General features: G+C 39.5%; 18 protein-coding genes. 5 read left to right on the top strand and 13 right to left on the bottom strand.

Going from position 1 to position 22,032, the window contains the following annotated elements; all coding sequences use genetic code 11:
- Window positions 1–426 precede the first annotated feature (426 nt).
- Both ACE1B6_RS30015 and ACE1B6_RS30010 read left to right on the top strand, forming a co-directional pair.
- Window positions 427–2,937 (top strand): phospholipid carrier-dependent glycosyltransferase, encoded by a 2,511-nt coding sequence (locus tag ACE1B6_RS30015; protein ID WP_413260973.1) that lies wholly within the window; start codon window positions 427–429, stop codon window positions 2,935–2,937.
- Window positions 2,938–3,060: 123 nt separating this feature from the next.
- Window positions 3,061–3,990 carry a cobalamin-binding protein gene (locus tag ACE1B6_RS30010; protein WP_413260972.1) on the top strand — a complete coding sequence of 310 codons (930 nt, stop codon included), beginning with the start codon at window positions 3,061–3,063 and terminating at the stop codon, window positions 3,988–3,990.
- A gap of 46 nt (window positions 3,991–4,036) precedes the next feature.
- On the opposite strand, the gene ACE1B6_RS30005 is transcribed toward ACE1B6_RS30010, so the two are convergent.
- The 10 genes from ACE1B6_RS30005 to ACE1B6_RS29960 form a co-directional block, all read right to left on the bottom strand.
- Window positions 4,037–4,213 (bottom strand): hypothetical protein, encoded by a 177-nt coding sequence (locus tag ACE1B6_RS30005; RefSeq protein ID WP_413260971.1) that lies wholly within the window; start codon window positions 4,211–4,213, stop codon window positions 4,037–4,039.
- Between the two features lie 133 nt (window positions 4,214–4,346).
- Complete coding sequence (locus ACE1B6_RS30000; RefSeq protein WP_413260970.1) at window positions 4,347–4,862, bottom strand: SH3 domain-containing protein; 516 nt, start codon at window positions 4,860–4,862, stop codon at window positions 4,347–4,349.
- A gap of 60 nt (window positions 4,863–4,922) precedes the next feature.
- The gene (locus ACE1B6_RS29995; protein WP_413260969.1) at window positions 4,923–6,437 is read right to left on the bottom strand and encodes an AAA family ATPase; all 1,515 of its coding nucleotides are present in this window, start codon (window positions 6,435–6,437) and stop codon (window positions 4,923–4,925) included.
- A 174-nt stretch (window positions 6,438–6,611) separates the two neighbouring features.
- On the bottom strand, window positions 6,612–7,127 hold the full coding sequence (locus ACE1B6_RS29990) for a YceD family protein (protein ID WP_413260968.1): 516 nt from the start codon (window positions 7,125–7,127) through the stop codon (window positions 6,612–6,614).
- A 252-nt stretch (window positions 7,128–7,379) separates the two neighbouring features.
- On the bottom strand, window positions 7,380–7,895 hold the full coding sequence (locus ACE1B6_RS29985) for a Jag family protein (protein WP_413260967.1): 516 nt from the start codon (window positions 7,893–7,895) through the stop codon (window positions 7,380–7,382).
- 12 nt (window positions 7,896–7,907) lie between these two features.
- Window positions 7,908–9,062 carry a membrane protein insertase YidC gene (gene yidC, locus ACE1B6_RS29980; RefSeq protein ID WP_413260966.1) on the bottom strand — a complete coding sequence of 385 codons (1,155 nt, stop codon included), beginning with the start codon at window positions 9,060–9,062 and terminating at the stop codon, window positions 7,908–7,910.
- A 158-nt stretch (window positions 9,063–9,220) separates the two neighbouring features.
- Entirely contained in the window at window positions 9,221–9,601 is a 381-nt protein-coding gene (locus tag ACE1B6_RS29975) for a PH domain-containing protein (protein WP_413260965.1), read from the bottom strand.
- A complete protein-coding gene (gene rnpA, locus ACE1B6_RS29970) occupies window positions 9,588–10,040 on the bottom strand; it encodes a ribonuclease P protein component (protein WP_413260964.1) in 453 nt (150 codons plus the stop codon). Before rnpA ends, ACE1B6_RS29975 begins: the two co-directional genes overlap by 14 nt.
- Before the next feature lie 7 nt (window positions 10,041–10,047).
- On the bottom strand, window positions 10,048–10,185 hold the full coding sequence (gene rpmH / locus ACE1B6_RS29965) for a 50S ribosomal protein L34 (RefSeq protein ID WP_413260963.1): 138 nt from the start codon (window positions 10,183–10,185) through the stop codon (window positions 10,048–10,050).
- Between the two features lie 78 nt (window positions 10,186–10,263).
- Window positions 10,264–10,794: a DUF2808 domain-containing protein gene (locus ACE1B6_RS29960; RefSeq protein ID WP_413260962.1), complete on the bottom strand. Its 531-nt coding sequence runs from the start codon at window positions 10,792–10,794 to the stop codon at window positions 10,264–10,266.
- Between the two features lie 599 nt (window positions 10,795–11,393).
- Here ACE1B6_RS29960 and ACE1B6_RS29955 point away from each other — a divergent pair.
- From ACE1B6_RS29955 to ACE1B6_RS29945, 3 genes are all read left to right on the top strand, one after another.
- On the top strand, window positions 11,394–12,554 hold the full coding sequence (locus tag ACE1B6_RS29955; RefSeq protein ID WP_413260961.1) for a Re/Si-specific NAD(P)(+) transhydrogenase subunit alpha: 1,161 nt from the start codon (window positions 11,394–11,396) through the stop codon (window positions 12,552–12,554).
- Between the two features lie 102 nt (window positions 12,555–12,656).
- Window positions 12,657–12,950, top strand: a complete 294-nt coding sequence (locus ACE1B6_RS29950) for an NAD(P) transhydrogenase subunit alpha part 2 (RefSeq protein WP_413260960.1) — start codon at window positions 12,657–12,659, stop codon at window positions 12,948–12,950.
- 163 nt (window positions 12,951–13,113) lie between these two features.
- Complete coding sequence (locus tag ACE1B6_RS29945; protein WP_413260959.1) at window positions 13,114–14,517, top strand: NAD(P)(+) transhydrogenase (Re/Si-specific) subunit beta; 1,404 nt, start codon at window positions 13,114–13,116, stop codon at window positions 14,515–14,517.
- A gap of 128 nt (window positions 14,518–14,645) precedes the next feature.
- On the opposite strand, the gene ACE1B6_RS29940 is transcribed toward ACE1B6_RS29945, so the two are convergent.
- The 3 genes from ACE1B6_RS29940 to ACE1B6_RS29930 are packed head-to-tail and all read right to left on the bottom strand — an operon-like array spanning window position 14,646 to window position 21,615.
- The gene (locus ACE1B6_RS29940; protein ID WP_413260958.1) at window positions 14,646–16,010 is read right to left on the bottom strand and encodes a hybrid sensor histidine kinase/response regulator; all 1,365 of its coding nucleotides are present in this window, start codon (window positions 16,008–16,010) and stop codon (window positions 14,646–14,648) included.
- Complete coding sequence (locus ACE1B6_RS29935; RefSeq protein WP_413260957.1) at window positions 16,007–17,848, bottom strand: two-component system response regulator; 1,842 nt, start codon at window positions 17,846–17,848, stop codon at window positions 16,007–16,009. The genes ACE1B6_RS29940 and ACE1B6_RS29935 overlap by 4 nt, the downstream gene beginning before the upstream one ends.
- Complete coding sequence (locus tag ACE1B6_RS29930) at window positions 17,845–21,615, bottom strand: ATP-binding protein (RefSeq protein WP_413260956.1); 3,771 nt, start codon at window positions 21,613–21,615, stop codon at window positions 17,845–17,847. The genes ACE1B6_RS29935 and ACE1B6_RS29930 overlap by 4 nt, the downstream gene beginning before the upstream one ends.
- Between the last annotated feature and the right edge of the window lie 417 nt (window positions 21,616–22,032).

Below are 22,032 nucleotides of genomic sequence, written 5' to 3'. Positions count from 1 at the left end.
TAAGCTGTTACGCATTTAAATCACTTATTAACGAGTAGGGTGCGTCAGACGGTAAAGCCTGATATAGAAAGGAAAATATCTATATCTGACGCACCCTACAATATAACTTTTAAATGCGTAACAGCTTACTAACGGTATCTCGACAATAAATGTGGTGGTTTTAGTCTTAGTTGATTTGCTGGGTATTGACTTATTAATTAACACTTGAAACTATTATACATTAAAGTTAAAAACTAGATTTAACTTGGACTGCGGTTAAAACCGCCAGGTGCGTTTCATCCTCATATCTAAAGCTAGGGGCTTTCACGCAGGTTTTTCGGTAAAAACCGATCGCATCCTCAAGTCTAAAAACTTATTGCATTAGTTTAACTTACTGGCAAGTAATGCTATCTTTGCTAGGGATAACTATTGGTTAATTTTAAGTCTGTGATTGAAGAGAAACAACATCAAAGGTGGCAAGGGTTAATTGCGCTGGCAATTATCTGGCTGTTGGGGGCTTTGTCCGATCGCCTCTGGTTCGCCCTCGACCATTCTACCCCTGCTTGGGATCAAGCAGAATATCTCACAGGTACTTTAAATTATGGGCAAGCTTTACGCCATCCTCAGATTTTTTCTGGGGAATGGTGGACTAATTTTTGGCAAATCTCTTCCAAAATACCACCTTTGGTTTATATTTTAGCAGGGTTTGTCCAAAATGTCTTCGGTACTGGGTTCGATCGGGCAACTATTATTAATCTATTTTTTAGTGCTATTCTGTTATTTTCGGTCTATGGTTTGGGGTTTTATTTATTTAGTATAGAAGTCGGTTTGTTGGCGGCTGTTATCTGTCAGCTTTTGCCAGGTTTGTATCGGTTTCGTTTAGATTTTTTGTTAGATTATCCCCTGACTGCTGTTGTTACTTTTAGTTTTTTCTGTTTGACGGTTTGGCGTTTTTGGGGAACCGCGAAGACGCGAAGAACGCGAAGGAAAGAGTGGTTTTGGGCAACTATTTTTGGGCTTTCTTTGGGAGTCGCTTTGCTGGTGAAACAAACTGCTTTATTCTTTCTGTTGATGCCAATTTTATGGGTTTTGCTGGGAGCGATTAAGGGGAAAAGATGGGAAAGGTTGGGACAGCTTTTTTGGGCTTTTTTACTGTCAGTTTTGGTGTTTGGTTTTTGGTATCGAATTAATTGGTTGTTGATTTTAACTTCGGGGAAAAGGGCGACTGTGGATTCGGCGATCGCAGAAGGCGATCCCCCACTTAATACTTTAGCTGCTTGGACTTTTTATTGGCAAGATTTACCTTATGTGGTTTCTTGGGTTTTATTGTTAGTGCCAATTGTCGGTTTAGTAATTTATTATTTTAAGTCTAAGGCGAAAGATCCCAAAGCTAAGCTTTTAAATCCAAATTTATCATGGTTGGCGGTTTTTTGGCTTGGTTCCTATCTACTCTGTTCTTTGAATATCAATAAAGATACTCGTTATGTTTTACCTTATTTGCCAGTTTTAGCTGTCTTTTTAGCTTATGGTTTAACTCTTTGGAAAGGTCGCTTTGCTCAACAGATTCGCTGGAGTACAATTGGTTTGGCTTTTCTCTTAATGTTGCTCAATCTTTACCCTTTGGGTGGTGCTTGGTTAACTGGATTTTTGAGTCCCAGATTTCAACATTATATTTATACTGGTGCGGAATTTCCCCAAGCAGAAGTTATCGGGGAAATTATCGAAACTGAACCTTATTTGCGATCGAATTTAGGGGTTTTACCTTCCACTCCTAAGCTGAATCAACATAATTTTAATTACTTTGGGGCTTTGCGAAATTTCCAAGTTTACGGTCGGCAAGTGGGAACTCGCAAAAAATTCGTTCCCCAAGATGCCAGAAGTCTTTCTTGGTTTGTCACTAAAACAGGCGATCAAGGTTCAGTTCCTTCGGAAGCACAAAGTCAAATAACCCAAATTGTCGCACAAGGAGAGGATTTTAAATTACAAAAAACTTGGAAGTTACCTGATGAAAGTAACTTGAATCTTTACCGCAGTAAACAACCACCTGTCATCGTTCAACCTTTAGGAAAACCTTTGGCAAAAGTTAGCTTGAATAAAGTTACTGTACCGGAAAAAGTTGCACCGGGAACACCCGTTCCAGTAATCTATGATTGGTCAGGTTCTTGGCAAGAATTACAATCAGGTGTGGTACTTCTAACTTGGTATAATTTGACCGATCCTAAACAATCTCGCTGGTTACACGATCGCGGTTTGGCTATGGGAAATTTATATCCATCAAATCTGTCAAATAATAATTCTTCAGGCTTTCGAGTTGTGGAGAAAATGGCTATGCTTCCCCCCGCAGAATTGACACCGGGAACTTACATTTTATCCGCCACTTATTTAAATCGCCAAACTGGGGAAAGTTACCTAATTCCAACTCCAAAAATTACTGTTACAATTGACCCTAATGCTAGCAAACTTCCTGCGCCAGAATTGGATTTAATTACTCAATTACACAGTTTAGCGATTTCTTTACCCGAAGGGCCAAAAGCACTCGATCGCGTATTCGATCAAATTGGCAGAATTAATCAATATGACCCAACTCAAGATTATCTAAAACAAGCAGAAACAGCTTTGAAATTTCGCTTAAAACAAGAACCAAGTAATTGGAAATTGGCTTACAATTTGGCATTATCGGAAGTTTTGCAAAGGGATGTGCCAGGAGCGATCGCAGCCCTAGAAAAAGTCACTCAACTAGACTCACAAAACCCCTACGCCTACGCCTATCTCGCTTTCGTACACCTCTACAACTGGAACCCCAAAGCCGCCCAAATCGCCCTCCAACCAGCCTTAGCACTCGATCCAAACTCGCCAGAATTACAAGCCCTTAGCGGTGTCGCTTCCGCAATGCAAGGTAATTTGTTTAAAGCTTGGCGACAACTTCAGCCAATTCTTAACAGTACCAGTACCAAATAAATTCTTGATATCTTTCTTCGCGTTCTTTCGGTTGAACAAAAATTATGTAACGTAAGGAGGATTAAAATTTCTAGAAAGAGAGGTAAATTAAGAGCAACCACTACAATTTCCAGGGGATAAATTATGAACAATAGCGAACAACTCAGGATTGTTTCTCTACTTCCTAGTGCGACAGAAATTGTGGCTAGTTTGGGATTAACTGATGCTTTGGTAGGACGATCGCACGAATGCGACTACCCCCCGGAAGTCCAAAAGTTACCTGTTTGTACGCAAGCCAGAATAAATGCAGAAAAACCTAGCGCCACAATTCATCAAGATGTTACCCAATTAGTTCAGTCAGCATTAAGCATTTACGAAATCAAACTTGATGTCTTAGAAGAGTTACAACCCACACATATTTTGACACAAGACCAATGTGATATTTGCGCCGTTAGTGTCGCCGATGTCGAAACTGCTGTCGCTAAACTCACCAACTCTCACCCTCAAGTTATTTCGCTACAACCGCAAACCTTAGCAGATGTTTGGACAGACATTCAAAAAGTAGGTGTAGCCTTAAATGTCTCTACAGAATCAGTGATTAAAAACTTAGAAGCGAGAGTCAAAATCTGCGAACAAAAAACTCAATCTTTATTAGATAAAGACCGCCCTAAAGTTCTTTGTGTTGAATGGATCGAACCCTTAATGGTTGCATCTAATTGGATTCCTGAAATGGTAAAAATTGCCGGAGGAAAACCACTATTTAGCGTCATCGGTCAACCTTCACCTAAGTTAACTTGGGAAACAGTTTTTAACACCAATCCAGACATTATTATTTTCATGCCTTGCGGTTTCGATTTAGACCGCACTCGTCAAGAAGTAATGTCCTTAACTCAACAACCAGAATGGGAAAATTTACAGGCTGTGCAAAAGGCAAGAGTTTACCTTACTGATGGCAATGCCTATTTTAATCGTCCAGGGCCAAGATTAGCCGAATCGGTGGAAATTTTAGCAGATATTTTGCACCCAGAAACTTTCCAATATGGCTATCAAAACCAAGCTTGGCAACAATTATAGACCTAAATTTTGGGGATTTTTCCCAAAGGTTTGTTTGTTTTAACTTTCAAATTAAACCCAAGCGATCGCACAACAAAGCCACCAAAACTGCAAAAATGGTAATTTGTAGTGCTACTAAAGGATGTTGTCCCTGACTGACAGCGAAAGACGTAACAATTCCTGCGCCTAAGCCAGCAGTAACCACAGCACTTACCCAATCTTTATTTGAGTCTTTGTTGTACATAAATTCATCCCAGAATTACTAAAGAAACCAGATCAATTTACTGTTTTCCAAATTACCATCCTGGTCTGAATTGATTAACTTGTTACCCCAATATTGCAACCAACTTTAAAACTTTGCTACTTTTCTTAACAATCTATTGATTAGATGCTTGTGTTTGTTCTCCTTCTTCCGAACGCTCAATATTTCCGGCTTTTACCCAACCTTCGCTACTTCCATCTTCCGATCGAATTTTGACCCACCTTTTATCATCACTTTCCGACAAAACTATCACCTCTTCGTTGTAAGCTACGCTACCAATTCTTTCCGAATCAGAGCGAGGATTACTGCGGATACTCAAACCACTTGACCAAATTACCCGTCCTCTGTATGCTCCAGGTTCTAAAGCTTTTTCCTGCGTTTCGCTTGTGGTTTTCGCGTCCACTTTCGTACTAACTTCCGTAGCCGCAGGAGTACTCGCCGCTGGTGGCTGAGTCTTCGCGACGACTGGCTTAGCCTGATTAGCATTTCTTTCATTGGCAAATATAGGTTTTTCTGGAGGTGCAGTTAATTTAGTTACAAAATATAATGCTCCTGCAACACCCGCACCCGCTAACAAACCAATAGCAATCACAAAACCAATCAAAAATTTAACGATTCCAGAAAAGCTCATATTTATCACCCACTCACGCCAATTTTGCTTAATGAAACTAATAATACGGCAATTTAAATATTACCGCAGTTGATTTTTTATTCGATCGCTCAAACTACTATGTTTAGAAGCTAAACGCGCCTTACCCGCCGCCGCCCAATCTTGTAAAAACTCAATTTGTTCTTGAGCCGTTCTCGCTAAAGGTACAATTTGACTAGCCGCTTCTAAAACATCATCAGTATTAAAATCTCGATTTTGACTAAAACCAATGTGCATTGCTTCTGTCAAAGCTTGCTCAATTTCTGCACCAGAAAAATCAGGAGTTTCGTAAGCTAAGCGATCGAGATCGTAATTATTCAAATTATGCGGACGTAACCGAGTTAAATGTACCCCAAAAATTGCCCTCCTCTCTTCTTGTGTCGGTAAACCCACAAAAAAGATTTCATCAAATCTACCTTTCCGTAACATTTCCGGTGGTAAAGTTTGAATATTATTCGCGGTTGCTACCACAAAAACCGGAGTACTTTTCTCAGCTAACCAAGTAATAAATGTGCCAAACACCCGGTTACTAGTACCTGCATCACCTTTACCATCGAGCCCGGAAAAAGCCTTATCAATTTCATCAATCCACAGAACACAAGGAGACAAAGCTTCTGCTAATTGAATCATTTGTCTAGTGCGAGATTCTGATTCTCCCACTAAACCGCCAAATAATCTTCCTACATCTAATCTAAGTAAAGGTAAATGCCAATGGTGCGCGATCGCTTTTGCCATCAAAGATTTACCAGTTCCCTGAATTCCTACTAACAATAGACCTCGCGGATGCGGTAAACCATATTGTCTCGCCCGTTCCGAAAAAGCCCCACCCCGACGCAATAACCACTCTTTTAAATTATCCAATCCCCCCACATCCGAAATATTTTCCGTAGCTGGATAGAACTCTAAAATTTGGGTTTGGCGAATCGTTTGGCGCTTTTCTTCTAATACTAAATCCACATCTTCCGGGCGTAATTCGCCATGAGTTGCGATCGCTCTTGCCAACACCCGCCGAATTCTTTCCAAAGAAAGACCTTGACACGATCGAACAATTTGATCTAAAACTCTACCTTCCAAAGAATGACCAGTAGCCGCCAATAAACGCTCTACTTCCACTTTAATTTCCGGCGCAGTTGGCAAATGAAACTCCAAAACTGTGAGGACTTCGCTCAACTCTTCAGGAATCGCTAATCGTGGCGACAAAATCACAATATTCTTCGGTTGAGACTTCAGCACTCGTGCCAAATTTTTCAACTTCCGGGCGACAGCTACATCTTCTAAAAAGCGGTGAAAATCCCGTAAAATAAAAATAGCTGCCGCCGAAGCAGACAGCTTTTCCACAAATTCTAAAGCTTGTAAAGGATTGCGTTTTCCGAAACCCGCATCATTGGGATTACCTTGATAACCATCAACAAAATCCCAAACATAAACCCCTCGATTACCCTGATTTTTAGCGATATTAGCGATCGTACTTTCCACTCGCTCCTCTTCGTAAGTAGGAATATAAATCAACGGGTAGCGGGCACGTAACAGCAGTTCAAACTCATCACTGAAACTCATATTTTTTGCTGACTTAGTAATTGGTAATGGTCAATTATTAAACTTGGAAACTTACACTTTTAGAGCAAAAATCAGCTAATTTTTTATCATTTTAATCTAGTCAACAGCTTTCTGGTATTTACGATCGTAAATCAACCAAATTAATTACTGAAATGCTTCCTATCTCAGTAACCTTTACTTGCCATTATTGAGTCTTTCCTTCAGAGATTCAAGTCCTGCCCAACGGCGATCGATCGTACCTCCCCCATTACTATTAATATCTTCCAACTGAATCCCCTGGCATTTCCGATCGCACAATTGTCGTTGCGGAATCGCCAAACACATTTGTTGATACAACCAATCATCAGGATAAAAATAACCCTTCGGTGACAAAGTTTCCACCAAATCCTCTAAAGCCGTTTCTCTTTCCAAAGCACCTTCATCAACTTGATCCACCCCTTCATCCAACCAAATCATTTCCGAAGTTTTCACCATCAAACGATGATTATACTGTTGCAAACAGCGATGACAAGTCAAAGTAATAATTGCTTCTGCCTGACCAGAAACATCCAAATAATTTCCTTGGTGAACCACCTTAATTTTGCCTCTCACTGGCGTTAAAGTTTCCAACTCAGGCAAAAATTCCTCAACTTCAATTACTTCAGTTTGCTGAGGTGCTTTCGTCAGACGGGGAATATAAATTGCTTCCATAATCGCCTCACCAAATTTTTTTCATCCTATTACAAGAAAGCTCTCAGGGATATAGGGAAATGGGGGAGTAAGAGAGTTGTAGGGGCGGGTTTAGCAGAAAAATTTGTACTCACAACAGAAGAGTTAACTACAAAACCCGCCCTGGAGAGAGTTTTGAATTAGGAAGAGTTTCGGAAATTTTCAGTTTTAAATTTTCCTCCCCTCTGCTCCTCTGCTCCTCTGCTCCTCTGCTCCTCTGCTCCCCTACCCAACTTAGCGCCTTCGCACCACCAAACGACGGTCTGGTTCTTTACCCCGACTATAGCTTTCTAAATCGGTGAACTCTTTCAAAAACGTATGAATTTGTCGTCTTTCTGCGGCAGAAAGTGACTTCATTTCAAACTCTTGACCATTGGTGCGTACTTGTTGAATGGCGTACTCAGCCAAAGCCAAAAGTTCTGCTTGTCTCCGAACCCGATAGCCATCCAATTCCACAGTGTAAGCAGCTTGTTCATCATGCTCTTTACCCATATTGAGAATGGCATTAACCAAATATTGAATAGCATCTAAAGTTGCACCTTCATTGCCAATCAATACTTGAATTTGGGCTCGTGACAGGTGGGTTTCATCGATCGTCAACCAGTAGCTAGCTGGTTCTTCTGGATCTTCTGGATCTGCTAATTCTACCTGTGCTTCAGCTTTTTCAGCTTTAACCATAGCTGGAACTTTGATTAGTTTTAGCAATTCTTCCAGCCATTTTTGACCACGTTGTATTCGAGTGTCCGTCATGAAAACTAACTATCAAGCTTTTTTCTTAGAAGAACGACCTGGTTCAAATGGGAGTGCCTCTCTTCCCTTACCTTCTTTAGTAGCTGCTTCTTTTTCTTGAGCTTCCACTAATTTTTGCAGATTTTCTGGCAATGGTTCCCTAGACAAAATAAAGGTCTGAGCAGTTTGAAAAATATTAGCAATCACCATGTACATCAACACCCCAGCAGGCAGTGGGAAGAAGAGAAACATTCCCGAAAAAATCACTGGGGTAATTTTATTTACCGTATCCTGCTGCGGATTGGAAGAAGCACCTGGCTGTTGTCCTGAGAGTAGTTGGTTGATATATAAGCTAATACCAAAAAACAGCACCATTCCCACGATATCCCAGTGGATAGCACCGTTTTCATCAAAAGCACCAACTCTTCCCAGAGCGTCGATAAAGAGGAATCCTTTATCAGATGCTAAACCGGGAATAGTTGCCTGAATAGTGGCATCACCTGGTTGTAAGGCTTCAATATTGCCATTGGCATCTATTTTGATCCGCTCTTCACCTTTTGTAACCTTCCAAGTCGGATTTAGTTTGGTTTCTGGGTATTCTGCTACTAAAGTCTCTAAAGGTTTACCTGCGGGAGTTTGAAATTCTAATTTGCTTTTCTCACCCACTGCGAGTTTATTTCCCCCAGGTAATAAGGCAATTACGGGAGCATGAGAGCTTTCTGCGAAATAAATGTTTTGGGGTGAAGTAGAAAAAGCTTGTTTTTGAACTTGCTCAATTTGTTCCTGGGGTAAAATCTGAACATTCACGGTGTAATTGATATCCGAGAATGGTGAACCACGCAAGGTAGCAAATAGCGCAAATAACACGGGCATTTGTACTATTACTGGTAAGCAACCTGCCAATGGGTTGCCAAACTCTTTGTAGAGTTTACCCATTTCTTCTTGTTGCTTTGTTGGGTCGTCTTTATATCGTTCCTGAATTTCTTTTACCCGCTTTTGCATTAGCGGTTGGGTGACTCTTGTCCGGCGCATACTGCGAATTGAGTTTGCGCTTAGGGGATAGAGTGCAAACCGAATTACTAGAGTCAGCGCCACGATAGCCAACCCATAGCTAGGCACGATCCCGTAGAAAAAATCCAGGATCGGTAGCATTACGTTGTTGGAAAGAAAACTTACACCAAAATCCATGCTTATGAAGTCTACCTACAAGCGCTGTATTGTCTTTATCTAATCTATCTTGTGAAGTAGCAGTATCAGGTGATAACTGCCTAAACTACGGGGAAAGTTGGCAGAGGAGGAAAAAAGTTTTTTTTGTCTGCTGGGGTTCCCTTTGGTTAACGATTTAACTATTTGGTAGTTTTTGCGGTCTTAATTTTCGCTTTTTCGGTAATGTAATCGTAAATTTGGCGAAATTTAGGAACGGCGCGGAGTTCTAAACGGCTACCGTCTCTAAGAACTACTACCATGTCGCCCCAGAGACCGATGCCACGGGGAACTTTTTTCACATCGACTATTTCCGAGTAAATGATGTCAGTGCGATCGAGTCCCCGAAAGCCGCCTGTGACTGAGATGCGTCGATCGGTAATTCGATAACGCAGCCACAGGGCACGGGCGATCGCACCTACAGTTAACGGCAAGCCAATCACTGTCAGTCCTATGAGAATATTTAAAATTAAATCTCCAATATGAGGGCCGCCCTCATAGTAAACTTCTTCACGAATGCCCATTGAGTACCTCAGCTTCTACCAACAACTGCTTTAATTCTTGCAGAAATTGATGATAATCGCACTGCGTAGCTTCTGGTTTTACGACGATCGCTAGTAACCAACCGGGTGCAACTTGGGGTAATAGTTGCCAAAAAGCAGCTTTTAGCTGCCTTTTAATCCGGTTTCGCACAACTGCTCGCTTGCTAACTTTTTGGCTGATGGAAATGCCAAGGCGCGAGGGAAGTTTGGACTGCGACTGAGATCTCGCCACATCATTCCCCTTAGCGACAGTAGCAACCGGAGTTGGCAACCTAGAGTCAGATTGCTTCCCTAATTCCGGTTTTGCTGACTGCCGCAAGGCTCTTAAAGTGAGATGGGATGTTGAGTAACGCATTCCCTTGCGGAATAAAGCAGAGAACTCCTGCCGATTTTTCAGTCGATGTGCTTTTGGCAAAGCCACAGCTTTTTTAAACTGCTAAACGATAGCGACCTTTTTTCCGACGGGCTTTAATCACTAGTTTTCCATTTTTGCTTCGCATCCGGGCGCGAAATCCAGAAGTTCTCTTTCTCTTACGGCTAGTGCCGTGTAACGTGCGCTGGGTCATTACGGGTTCTCCAAGCTGGCGAGCCTAAAATCAATTCAAAAAGTCACAATCTACAATTTTATCACTGTTTTTCTGTACTTAGTCGATACTCAGCAACCAAGTACCGAGATAGCGCATTAAAGGCACATCACCCGGACTCATGACGCTGCAATTAAAGTAAAACATTCCCCCAGAAGAAGGATTTTTCACATTCGAGAGAACTAACTCCACGTCTTTACCTGCGGGGACGGGAACTGTGGGGAAAATCTGAATAGTCCGATTTTCCTTATCCCAGGTGACTTCATCGATCTCTACAGATTTGCCCTCAACTTTCACCTCAACATCTTTGGTGTCAAATGTGCCTTTGAAATACTCAGGGTAAGAAATCGCAAATTGGGAAACGGCTAATTTCATCTTTTTATCAGGAATTTTCAGCCGATAACGATCCCAAACATTAACTCTCCCGCCAAAATCTAACCGAAATGGTAATTGAGCTTCGCGAGGTGGTCCACCCCACAAAGTAAATCCTGGCAGTCCATTTGCCGATACAATACTAGAAGTCCCAGTGAGTAAGCAACTGGTGACTGCTAAGGCTGTAAGAGTCCGTCGAAACGAAAATTGCAAAAACATAGTGCTAGATGCTGTTATAGCTTCAGAGTGATTGCTTGTTACCAAACTTAACTTACACTGAATTTACAATATCAAAGAAGTTTAATAAGTGTTAGCGGTTCCGCAAAAGTATTTCTGATTATAAGGGAAGAGAGCAAAAATTTACCGCACCCGGATCGAAATCCCGCTTTTTCTGCTTAATTTGTCGAAAAACTTTTTTTGCAGCTTAAGTTTTTTCCCTAGCAATTTTGATAATTCGGTAATCCCAGTAACATTTTTATATTAAAAACATATTTATAAATGTGTCTAATTGTATATAAATTTTGTCTGAATATTAAGAAAATATAGATGGGCGGGTAAATCAAGTAAGAAATAGGTATTTTTCCATTTGTTAAATGTGAATCTATAAAATAAGTTAAAGAGAATGCCGCGAAATCGTGGGATCAACATAATATAAAAAAGTAAAAGAGTTGGTAGGGCGAATTGATTCAATTGCGGCAGTGCTATCAAGAAACTGAATCTTGAGAATGCCCAAATAACGAAAGTGGAAGGAATAACTAGTCGCGAACTAAATTTGTAGTTTGGCTACAGAGAATTACTGAAACTAGCAAGGAGGTTCAATGAAATTAGCAGTTGCCAAAGAAATTGAAATGGGTGAAAATCGTGTAGCCCTAATCCCGGACACTGTGGCTCGGTTGGTAAAACAAGGAATTGAAGTGTGGGTAGAAGCGGGTGCGGGTGAGCGATCGTTTTTTGCAGATGAGGCTTACGCAGCAGCGGGAGCAAAAATTATTTCCGATCCTAATACTTTATGGGGCGAAGCTGATATCTTAGCGAAAGTCAGCCCACCACAAGAACGGGAAGGGAAGCATGAAGTGGATATGCTGCGAGAAGGTGCGGTGTTAATCGGTTTTACTAATCCTTTGGGAAATCCTAGTTTGGCGCAAAAATTAGCTCAACGCCGCATTACTACTTTAAGCATGGAATTAATTCCCCGCACGACTAGAGCACAAAGCATGGATGCTCTTTCTTCGCAAGCTTCTGTGGCGGGATACCAAGCAGCGTTAATTGCAGCAGCGGCATCACCGAAGTTTTTCCCCATGTTAACAACTGCTGCCGGAACGATCGCACCTGCCAAAGTATTCATTATCGGCGCAGGAGTTGCGGGTTTGCAAGCGATCGCTACCGCCCGAAGACTCGGTGCAGTTGTGGAAGCTTTCGATATTCGCCCCGCAGTAAAAGAAGAAGTGCAAAGTTTGGGCGCTAAATTCGTAGAAGTAAAATTAGACGAAGAAACGGTGGCAGACAACGGTTACGCTAAAGAAATATCTGAGGTTTCTAAACAGAAAACTCAAGAAACGATCGCCGAGCACGTGAAAATTTCTGATGTGGTAATCACTACCGCCCAAGTTCCAGGAAGGAAAGCACCATTACTCGTTACTGAAGAAATGGTAGCCCAAATGAAGCCCGGTTCAGTAATAGTTGATATCGCCGCCGAACAAGGCGGAAATTGCGCTTGCACTCAACCAGGTAGAGATATTCGCTATAACGGTGTAACAATTATTGGCACCACTAATTTGCCTTCTTCTACCCCCATTCACTCTTCGCAAATGTATGCGAAAAATATTCTCACTTTGTTGCAATACTTGATTAATAAAGAGGGAGAATTTAACCTCAATTTTGAAGATGATATCGTGAAGAACACCTGCGTTACTCACGCTGGGGAAATTCGCAATCAGAAAGTTCAAGAAGCTTTGGATCAATTGCGAGTAAATGCTTAATTAGAGGGACTGGGGATTGGGGACTGGGGACTGGGAAGAATGACAATTACCCCATCCCTTATTACCAGTTACTAATTACCAATTTTTAGGAGTTTTAAATCGATGACAGAAGCATTAATTGCGGCTTTGTTTGTGTTTGTTCTTGCCTCTTTTACTGGGTTTGAAGTGATTAACAAAGTGCCGCCAACTTTGCACACGCCTTTGATGTCTGGTTCTAATGCAATTTCGGGTATTGCGGTGCTGGGTGCGATCGTCGTTGCTGGCGAAGGTGATACCAGTTTATCCGTAATTTTAGGTTTAATTGCGGTGATTTTGGCAATGGTTAACGTTGTCGGCGGTTTTTTGGTGACTGATAGAATGCTGCAAATGTTTAAGAAGAAGGAGGCGAAGGCATAGTTCGGAGTTGTTGATTGGTGGCAAGGATCTTTTTTTTGAACCACGAAGACACGAAGGACACGAAGGAAGAGAACGCGAAGGAAAAAAAGAAGGAAGAGAAGAAGAAAGAGAATTTCTCACGTCACTAACAGTAATCATCAATAACTAAGAAGAAAGAAGGAATATGACTGACTTTTTGCCGACTGGAATTCAGCTGACTTATTTAGTAGCAGCATCTCTGTTTATTTTAGGTTTGAAAAAGTTGGGATCTCCGGCAACTGCCCGTGCGGGTAATGTTTGGGCAGCAGTGGGGATGTTATTGGCAATTGTAGCTACTTTGCTCGATCGCCATGTGCTCAACTATCAAATGATTTTAATTGCGATCGTCATTGGCAGCATCATCGGTGTAGTTGCTGCTTACAAAGTCGCCATGACGGAAATGCCCCAAATGGTTGGTTTATTGAACGGTTTAGGCGGTTCAGCTTCCGCACTCGTCGCCGTTGGGGAATTTTGGCGACTTTTGAGCACTGGCGAACCAATGCCTTTGGATTCTAATATTTCGATGCTGCTAGATGTGTTAATTGGTGGTGTCACTTTCACTGGTAGTTTTATCGCCTTTGCTAAACTGCAAGGGATTATGAGTGGTTCTCCCATCACTTTTCCTTTGCAACAACCTTTTAATGCTTTACTTTTAATCGGTTATGTCGTCGGTAGCGGCTTTTTGATTTTCGATCCGGGAAATTTACCTGTATTCTTGGGAATTGTGGTAATTTCCTTGATTTTAGGGGTAATGTTCGTTATCCCCATTGGTGGCGGCGATATGCCAGTGGTAATTTCGCTGTTGAACTCGTTTTCTGGTTTAGCTGCTGCTGCTGCTGGTTTCGTGGTGATGAACAATATGTTAATCATCGCTGGTGCTTTGGTGGGCGCTTCTGGTTTGATCCTCACCGAAATTATGTGTAAGGCGATGAACCGTTCTTTGGCAAATGTGCTATTTAGTGCTTTTGGTACTGGTGGCGGTGCAGTCGCAGCTGGCGCAGCTGGCGCAACCGATCAAACTGTTCACAGCATCGATGCGGAAGAAGGCGCGATGATGTTGGGTTATGCGCGTTCTGTGGTAATTGTTCCTGGTTATGGAATGGCGGTAGCGCAAGCACAACACGCAGTTCGGGAATTGGCAGATCAATTAGATCGGTTGGGTGTGGAAGTAAAATATGCTATCCACCCAGTTGCGGGAAGAATGCCGGGGCACATGAATGTGTTGTTGGCAGAAGCGAATGTGCCTTATCCTCAACTTTACGATATGGATGATATTAATCCGCAGTTCGATCAAACTGATGTCGCTTTGGTAATTGGCGCGAATGATGTGGTAAACCCAGCGGCGCGTCATGATAGTGCTAGTCCGATTTATGGTATGCCGATTTTAGATGTCGATCATGCTAAACATACGATCGTCATTAAACGCGGTATGAGCACTGGTTTCGCTGGCGTGGAAAATGAGTTGTTTTACAATCAAAAAACCATGATGCTTTTTGGTAGTGCGAAAGATATGGTAGCAAAATTGGTTTCTGAGGTGAAACAGCTTTAAGAGTTTTTAACCGCAAAGAGCGCAAAGAACGCAAAGAAAAGAGAAGAAAGAAAGAAATAGCTTGTCTTGGAAAAAAGATTTTCTGAGGCAAGTTATTTTTTCTGGCATATAGATAAAGTTGTTAAATTTTAAACTAAAGGAATTTCGATCGTAAATTCTGTGCCTACTCCCGATTCCGAAAAACAACTAAGTCTACCTCCATGTTTTTCCACAACTATCTGATAACTAATGGATAAACCAAGTCCGGTTCCTTTTTCTGCTACCTTGGTTGTAAATAGATAATCAAAAACTTTACTCTGTACTTCTTCCGTCATTCCCAAACCATTATCTTTAATCCGAATAATTGCTTGATTTTGATTTTTACTAATTTCTGTAACAATCGCAATTTGGCAGGGATTTTCTTTAAGTTCTTCCGCAGTCCGCTGTACACAAGCTTCTTCTAAAGCATCGATCGCATTGGCAATAATATTAATAAAAACCTGATTCAGCTGTCCCAAATAGCAGGGAACTAAAGGTAAATTTCCATAGTTTTTAACTACTTCTATTTGTGGGCGTTTTTCAGTTGCTTTGAGGCGATGTTTCAAAATTAGCAATGCACTATCTATCCCTTCATGGATGTTAGCTGCTACTTTTGTTGTGCTATCCGCACGGGAAAAAGTCCTCAAAGATACACTAATTTGCCGAATTCTTTCCACGCCTACTTTCATGGAAGAAATTAGCTTAGGTAAGTCTTCTATCACATATTCTAATTCTACTTCTTCAAGGAGAGTTAAAATATCTTTGCCTGGAGAAGGAAAATTTTCTTGATAAAGTTGTAATACTGACAACAAATCTTGAATATATGATTCAGCATGAGTCAAATTTCCCTGAATAAAGCTAACGGGATTATTAATTTCATGGGCTACTCCGGCTACTAACTGCCCCAAAGTAGACATTTTTTCACTTTGAATTAACTGAAGTTGGGTTTGTTGTAGTTCAAATGTCCTTTCTTCAACCCTTTTTTCTAATTCTTGATTCAATAGTTGCAAAGTATTTTCTAATGCAGTTTTTTCGGCTATCTTCTCTTGTAAAAGTTGATTTTTATTAGCTAAACTTTGGGTTAGATTTCGTAAGTCTAACTGAACTTTAATCCGTGCTAAGACTTCTTCTTTTTGAAAGGGTTTCGTGATATAATCTACTGCACCTAAGCTCAAGCCTTTGACTTTCTGCTCTGTGTTCCCCAACGCCGTCATAAAAATTACTGGAATGTCTGAGGTTGATGGGTTACTTTTTAACCGCGAACAAGTTTCAAAACCATCGATACCGGGCATCATAATATCTAATAAAATTAAGTCTGGGGTGACATATTCTACTTTTTGCAAAGCACTCTCCCCATCTTGAGCTACTAAAACTTCTAGCCCTGCTTCATCTAAGACGTTAAATATAACACCTAAGTTTGTTGGATTGTCATCTACAATCAGTATGGTGTTTTTCGCTAGGTGTAAATTGTTCATAGCCGTTTAACCTTTTTCTCGTTTATTGTTATAAATTGAGTGGCATTGTCACTATTTAAAGGTTTCGCAAAAAAGTAACCTTGTCCCCAGATACACCCTAAATTTTGGATAATTCTTATTTGCTCAATTGTTTCAATTCCTTCGGCAACTACTTTGATATTTAAGCTTTTTCCTAATAAAATAATTGTTTCGATTAAACTTGTATCATCTGGATTGTAGGTTAGAGTTTGCATAAAGGATCGATCGATCTTCAAAGTATCAATAGGTAACTTTTTCAGTAAGCTTAAGGAAGAGTAGCCAGTACAAAAATCATCAATACATAAACTAACACCCATTTTGTTCAAAGTTGCAAAATCACAATTTGCTGGATTTAAAAGACAAGTTTCGGTAATTTCTAGGGTTAAAGTATGCTGAATTGTTCTAGTTTCTTGTAAAATTTCTTCGATCTCTTGCAAGAAATCTATTTGCTCAAATTGTACAGGGGAAAAGTTCACATTCATTTGCAAAGGTAGGTGAGGAAATTGTTGTTGCCAAAGTTTTAATTGAGAACAAGCTTCCCGCAAAATCCACCAACCTAAAGGATTAATTAATCCGGTTTCTTCCGCTAAAGGAATAAATTGATCGGGTGCAATCATACCTTGAGGATGATTCCAACGTACCAATGCTTCAAAACCTTTAATTTGTCCGGTAATTAAGGAAACAATAGGTTGATAATACAAGCAAAATTCGTTTTGGGCGATCGCTTTTCGCAAATCTTGTTCTAATTGTAAACGTGCGATCGCATCAGCCTGCATTTGTGGATCGAAAATTTCATATCTCCCACTTCCCTGCTTTTTCGATCGATACATAGCAATATCCGCATCTCTCAGGATATTTATTGGTTCTTGATAACCCATTGAACTGAAACTAATGCCGATACTAGCTTCGATAACAACTTCATAATTACTAAATTTAAATGGTAATTTAAACTGTTCTAATAATTTTTTAGTTATCTCGATCGCTTCCTCACTTTCTACCAAAATTACAAATTCATCCCCGCCTATTCTCGTTGCTGTATTAGGAAATTCTAAACAAGCTTGAATCCGACTTGCTACAGACTTAAGTAACTCGTCTCCTGCTAAATGCCCCAAACTATCATTGACAATTTTAAAGCGATCTAAATCTAGAAATAAAACTGTATAACTAGAATTTCTGGCAATTAATTCTTGCAATCTTTTCATTAACCATGCTCGATTAGGCAAATCTGTCAAAGAATCGTGAAAGGCATTATACTCCAATTGAGCTTGCATATTTTGCAAGTCTTCTAGGGCTTGAGAAAGTTCTCTAGTTCTTTGTTCTATGCGACTTTCTAATTCCTGATTTAGTTGTTTTAAAGCTCTACGCGCTTGGGCGTGTTCCTCGATTTCTTGCAATAAACGTTGATTTTTAACTTCCAGAGTTTTGCTTAAATGTCGCAGTTTTAAATGGGTTGTAATTCTCGCTAAAACTTCTTCTTTTTGAAAGGGTTTAGTAATATAGTCTACTGCACCTAAAGACAAACCTTTAATAATATTGCTGGTTTCCGAAAGCGCCGTAATAAAAATCACAGGTATTTGGCTATGTAATGAATTAGATTTTAACTGATTGTAAGTTTCAAATCCATCCATTTCTGGCATCATAATATCTAACAAAATTAAGTCAGGAATGATATAATTTAATTTTTGAATAGCACTTTCTCCATCTTGAGCTACCAAAACCTCAAACCCAGCTTCATCGAGAAAGTCTGTTAAGATTCCCAGATTAGCTGGAACATCATCTACCACTAAAATTGTACTTCGCTCCCCCTGCACATCTTTCATGTATTAACCTTCCTATATTGACTGAGCATTTGCAAAATCTTCTTTTCTTGAAACTCTTTAAGAAGCTGTGACAGTTTAGCAACGAATGGTAGATATTTTTGGTCTAATTCTGTTAAATATTCGACTTGTTTAGCAATCTCTTTCAAGTTACCTCGCAGTGCTAAATCAAATAGTCGATCTAATTGTTCTTGGGGTGGAGGGATGATTTCTTCTGTGGTGGTTTTGGCACTTATTTCACTGCTGGGTTGCACTTGATAAATCCATTCTATTTGTAAATATACTGCTAGCTTTTCCAACAGTTCTTCCGCTTGTACTGGTTTGGCTAAAAAATCCACTGCTCCCGCTAGTAAGCTTTTATTTTGGTCGCTTTCAAAGACGCTAGCTGAGGAAGCGATAATTTTAACATTTTTGAGTTGTGAGATTTCTTTCCACTGTTTCATTAATTCAAATCCATCAATTTCTGGCATAACTAAATCGGTAATTGCTATGTCTGGGGGATTTTGTGTGGCGATCGCTAATCCTTCTTTGCCATCATTAGCTTCAATAACTTCAAAACCTAAAGGAGTTAGTAAATTAACAATAACGGAACGATTTTCCCAACGATCGTCAATCACAAGAAGTTTTTTGGGACTTTCTTTAAATCCGATGATTTTTCCTCGATCGGTTTTGGCGTTTGTATCTACCCAATCTTTAGCTGCTATTAAATCTAAATCAAATTCAAAAACACTACCCATTTGAGATTGGCTAGTTACTTGAATTGTACTACCCATAAGTTGAATAAATCTTTGGCTGATTGCCAACCCTAATCCAGTGCCTTGAATTTGATCTTTTCGGGAACCAACTTGCTCAAATGGCAAAAATATTCTGGCGACTTCTTCAGATTTAATACCTACTCCCGTATCCTTGATACTAAAGCGAATTTTATAAATTTTCTCCCCAAAATCATTAGAAAATTTTTCAATTAAACTAATAGAAAAAGTGACTTCACCGATTTTAGTAAATTTAATCGCATTACCGATTAAGTTAAGTAATACTTGTCTGAGGCGTTTTTCGTCAGCATGAATGCCAATAGGTAAATCTGGATCGGGTTGATAGTTAAATTTAAGGCTTTTTTGTTCCGCACGAATCCGGCAAATTTCGGCTACTGCTTGTAAAAAAGCCGGAAAATGAAAGTCTGTCGGGTAGAGTTCCATTTTCTGTGCTTCAATTTTGGAAAGGTCAAGAATGTCATTAATTAATGTTAAAAGATGCGAACCACACTGATAGATAATATCGATGCTATTTCGTTCGTGTTCTCCTAGCTGCGGTGAACGTTGAAGAATTTGTGCGTAGCCTAAAATTCCGTTTAATGGTGTTCGCAGTTCGTGACTCATGTTGGCGAGAAATTCACTTTTAGCTTGGTTAGCTGTGTCCGCTGCTTCTTTAGCTTGTTGTAATTCTAGTTCGCGTTTTTTGCGATCGCTAATATCCCGGACAATAGCTTGTATTAATTGACGACCCTCTATTTCTAAGGGAGCTAACCACACTTCGGCAAAAAATTCTTCCCCATTTAAGCGTTTATGTATCCAATCAAATCGACTACTTCCTGTTTGTAAAGCAAGGCGAATTTTTTCTTTAGCTAAGCTATATGATTCTTGACCGTTTGGTTGTAATTTTGGAGAAAAATCAGTAACATTTTTTGCACGTAATTCGGCTTCTGTGGGACAACCAAACATTTTTAAACTTGCTGGATTTCCACTCACAAATTTCATTCCATCTAAGAGAAACACAGCATCCTGAGAATTTTCATAAAGCTTCCGATACTTAGCTTCTGAAAGTCGCTTTGCTTCTTCTGCTTCATGGCGATAAGAAGTTTCTATTGCCAAAGAAACTAAATCACCTATAGAACGAGCAAAACTCTGTTCTTCTATTGTCCAATTTCGGGTTATACCAATATGTTCGTTACAAAGTACACCCACTACTTTTCCATTACGATGTAGCGGTACTTCTAATAAAGAGGTGATTTTACCAGGGAGTAAATAAGTTTCTGTAAGTTCGCAACTTCGATGGTCTTGGTAAACATCACTAATAGCAATTACTTGTTCAGAATTTAAAGCCTGAAAATAATCAGGATAATCAATAATCCGTAAATCTGGTTCGCTTATATGGGCTTGAGAACTTAGCAAAAATAAATCTAAACAATACCAATGAATACCATCTCCTTTTTCCCACCAAACGCTAGATCTTTCACAAGCTAAAGTTTTACCAATAGCTTCAGTTAATTTCTGAATACTGTCAGACAAAATACCATTATGAACGATCGGATCTTTAGCTAAGGCAGTTAAAATTTGACTATGATTAGTTAAGGTGATATTTTTTTGTTTTAAGGTTTCTTGAGCTATGGTTCGCGCTTGAATTTCTGCTGCTAATTCTTGAGTTCTTTCTATTACTTTTTCTTCTAACTGCTCATAATAATTTTTCAGTTCTTCACTCATTTGGTTAAAAGCTGTGCCTAAAACACTGAGTTCTTTAATATTTTTAATGGTGACGGTTTGATCGAATTTACCATTGGCGATCGCTAAACTCGCATCTTTCAACTGTACAATTGGTTTAGCAATCCATCTTGAAGTGAAAATCCCCAATATCACTGCTCCTGCCAAAGTAAGCAAGCACAACAAAATCGTAATATCTCTTTGCTCGTAAATATGTCCCATAAAAGCTTCTTCCGGGACTACTACTACTACCAGCCAATCTATTCCGGCATTATTTTTCAAAGGAGTAACTTGCAGCCATTGTTTTTTTGTATTTCCCCAAAACTGAAGTTTTTCCGATTTTTGAATATTATTAAAATTGCCGAATTTCTTGGTTAAATATGCGCCTGTATCGCGGATCGTATCATTCTTGCTTTGCCATACTTTTAACCTAGAATAGGGAGATTTACCAGTGGGATTTTCTAACATTAAATCCGATTTATTTCCAGTTGCTTGAGAACTTAATGTAACAGGATTTTCCGCAGTAGAACTAGCAACGATCGCTCCATTCCTTTCGAGAATAAATATCTGTCCTGATTGGCTAATTGGTAATTTTTGAAGAAATTGATTAATTTGTTTTAAAGTCAGACATACTCCTAAAACTCCCTGCAATTCTCCACTTGAATTAAATACAGGTCTAACTGAATCAATGCTAATACCCAGACCATTTTCCCAGCCATAAATTGCTGTCCAAGTTTCCTTACCTGTATTCACGGCGGATTTGTACCAGTGCGTTTGAGCAGGTTGATAATTAGCAACTATTGCTCTTAGTTTTTCCCGATTACCTTGGCTATCAGTTAGGTATTCTTCAAGACTATACTTATTCGATTTATTGGAAATTCCCACTCCTATTTTTGATGTCGCTATTTCTTTAAAAGCTCCGGTAAAGTTTTGGTTGCGATCGGCAAAATAAATATAACTAACTGAGTTAAATTGCTGAATTTGTTGCCAGAAATTAAGTTCTAGTTCGGGTAAATTTTCTAAGTTCAGTTGATTTGACTGAATTCGATCGCTGTTAATTTGATTAATCAACATAGGTATTTCCAATAAATCGTTAATTTCGTGTTCGGTTCGGTTAGATACTTCTTGAAGTAATTTATTGGAAATTTCCTCAACTGATTTTTTACCATTGTTAACAGATAGCCAACCAATTAATCCCACTACTAGAAAAATTTGCACTACAAACGGTACAATTAAAATTAATTGTAAAGGAATTTGTGTGCATTTAACACCATTTGATTTTAGTATTTTTGCCATAAACTCATTTGATAATTTAATCAGTTCCAAGTAGTTACAAACCTGATTCGATCGGCTAAGTACCTAAGCAAAATTAATTGTGTATTTTTCAGTTCTCAATCCTTGATTGGATAAGGATTACAGGCAACTAAGATATACAAATAATTTTGCATCAGTACTTATTTCCTGTCAACCAGGAAACTGTATAATAGATTACATCAGTTTATACTTTATTATCAATAATATATCCAATCTTCTGCCCATTCTGGCTAAATTGTTAACTTTTCCTCATAATTTGCGCTATTTTTTCCAAAAGTTCGGTAACTTTAATGTTTTTTAGTAATGAATAAAATATATTATGAAAGCTGAATAAAAGAGTATTTTCCGAGTTTGTTTTTAAAGTAAACTTAGTTGTTTCTTAACCCGTTATTAGTAGAG

This window comes from Floridaenema fluviatile BLCC-F154 (assembly GCF_041929135.1).
Lineage (GTDB): Bacteria > Cyanobacteriota > Cyanobacteriia > Cyanobacteriales > Aerosakkonemataceae > Floridanema > Floridanema fluviatile.
This window is presented reverse-complemented; position numbering and strand designations above follow the sequence as displayed.

Coding starts and splice junctions, on each gene's coding strand:
- ACE1B6_RS30010 (WP_413260972.1), top strand. CDS start 3,061: ATGAACAATAGCGAACAACTCAGGATTGTTTCTCTACTTCCTAGTGCG.
- ACE1B6_RS30005 (WP_413260971.1), bottom strand. CDS start 4,213: ATGTACAACAAAGACTCAAATAAAGATTGGGTAAGTGCTGTGGTTACT.
- ACE1B6_RS30000 (WP_413260970.1), bottom strand. CDS start 4,862: ATGAGCTTTTCTGGAATCGTTAAATTTTTGATTGGTTTTGTGATTGCT.
- ACE1B6_RS29995 (WP_413260969.1), bottom strand. CDS start 6,437: ATGAGTTTCAGTGATGAGTTTGAACTGCTGTTACGTGCCCGCTACCCG.
- ACE1B6_RS29990 (WP_413260968.1), bottom strand. CDS start 7,127: ATGGAAGCAATTTATATTCCCCGTCTGACGAAAGCACCTCAGCAAACT.
- ACE1B6_RS29985 (WP_413260967.1), bottom strand. CDS start 7,895: ATGACGGACACTCGAATACAACGTGGTCAAAAATGGCTGGAAGAATTG.
- yidC (WP_413260966.1), bottom strand. CDS start 9,062: ATGGATTTTGGTGTAAGTTTTCTTTCCAACAACGTAATGCTACCGATC.
- ACE1B6_RS29975 (WP_413260965.1), bottom strand. CDS start 9,601: ATGGGCATTCGTGAAGAAGTTTACTATGAGGGCGGCCCTCATATTGGA.
- rpmH (WP_413260963.1), bottom strand. CDS start 10,185: ATGACCCAGCGCACGTTACACGGCACTAGCCGTAAGAGAAAGAGAACT.
- ACE1B6_RS29960 (WP_413260962.1), bottom strand. CDS start 10,794: ATGTTTTTGCAATTTTCGTTTCGACGGACTCTTACAGCCTTAGCAGTC.
- ACE1B6_RS29955 (WP_413260961.1), top strand. CDS start 11,394: ATGAAATTAGCAGTTGCCAAAGAAATTGAAATGGGTGAAAATCGTGTA.
- ACE1B6_RS29950 (WP_413260960.1), top strand. CDS start 12,657: ATGACAGAAGCATTAATTGCGGCTTTGTTTGTGTTTGTTCTTGCCTCT.
- ACE1B6_RS29945 (WP_413260959.1), top strand. CDS start 13,114: ATGACTGACTTTTTGCCGACTGGAATTCAGCTGACTTATTTAGTAGCA.
- ACE1B6_RS29940 (WP_413260958.1), bottom strand. CDS start 16,010: ATGAACAATTTACACCTAGCGAAAAACACCATACTGATTGTAGATGAC.
- ACE1B6_RS29935 (WP_413260957.1), bottom strand. CDS start 17,848: ATGAAAGATGTGCAGGGGGAGCGAAGTACAATTTTAGTGGTAGATGAT.
- ACE1B6_RS29930 (WP_413260956.1), bottom strand. CDS start 21,615: ATGGCAAAAATACTAAAATCAAATGGTGTTAAATGCACACAAATTCCT.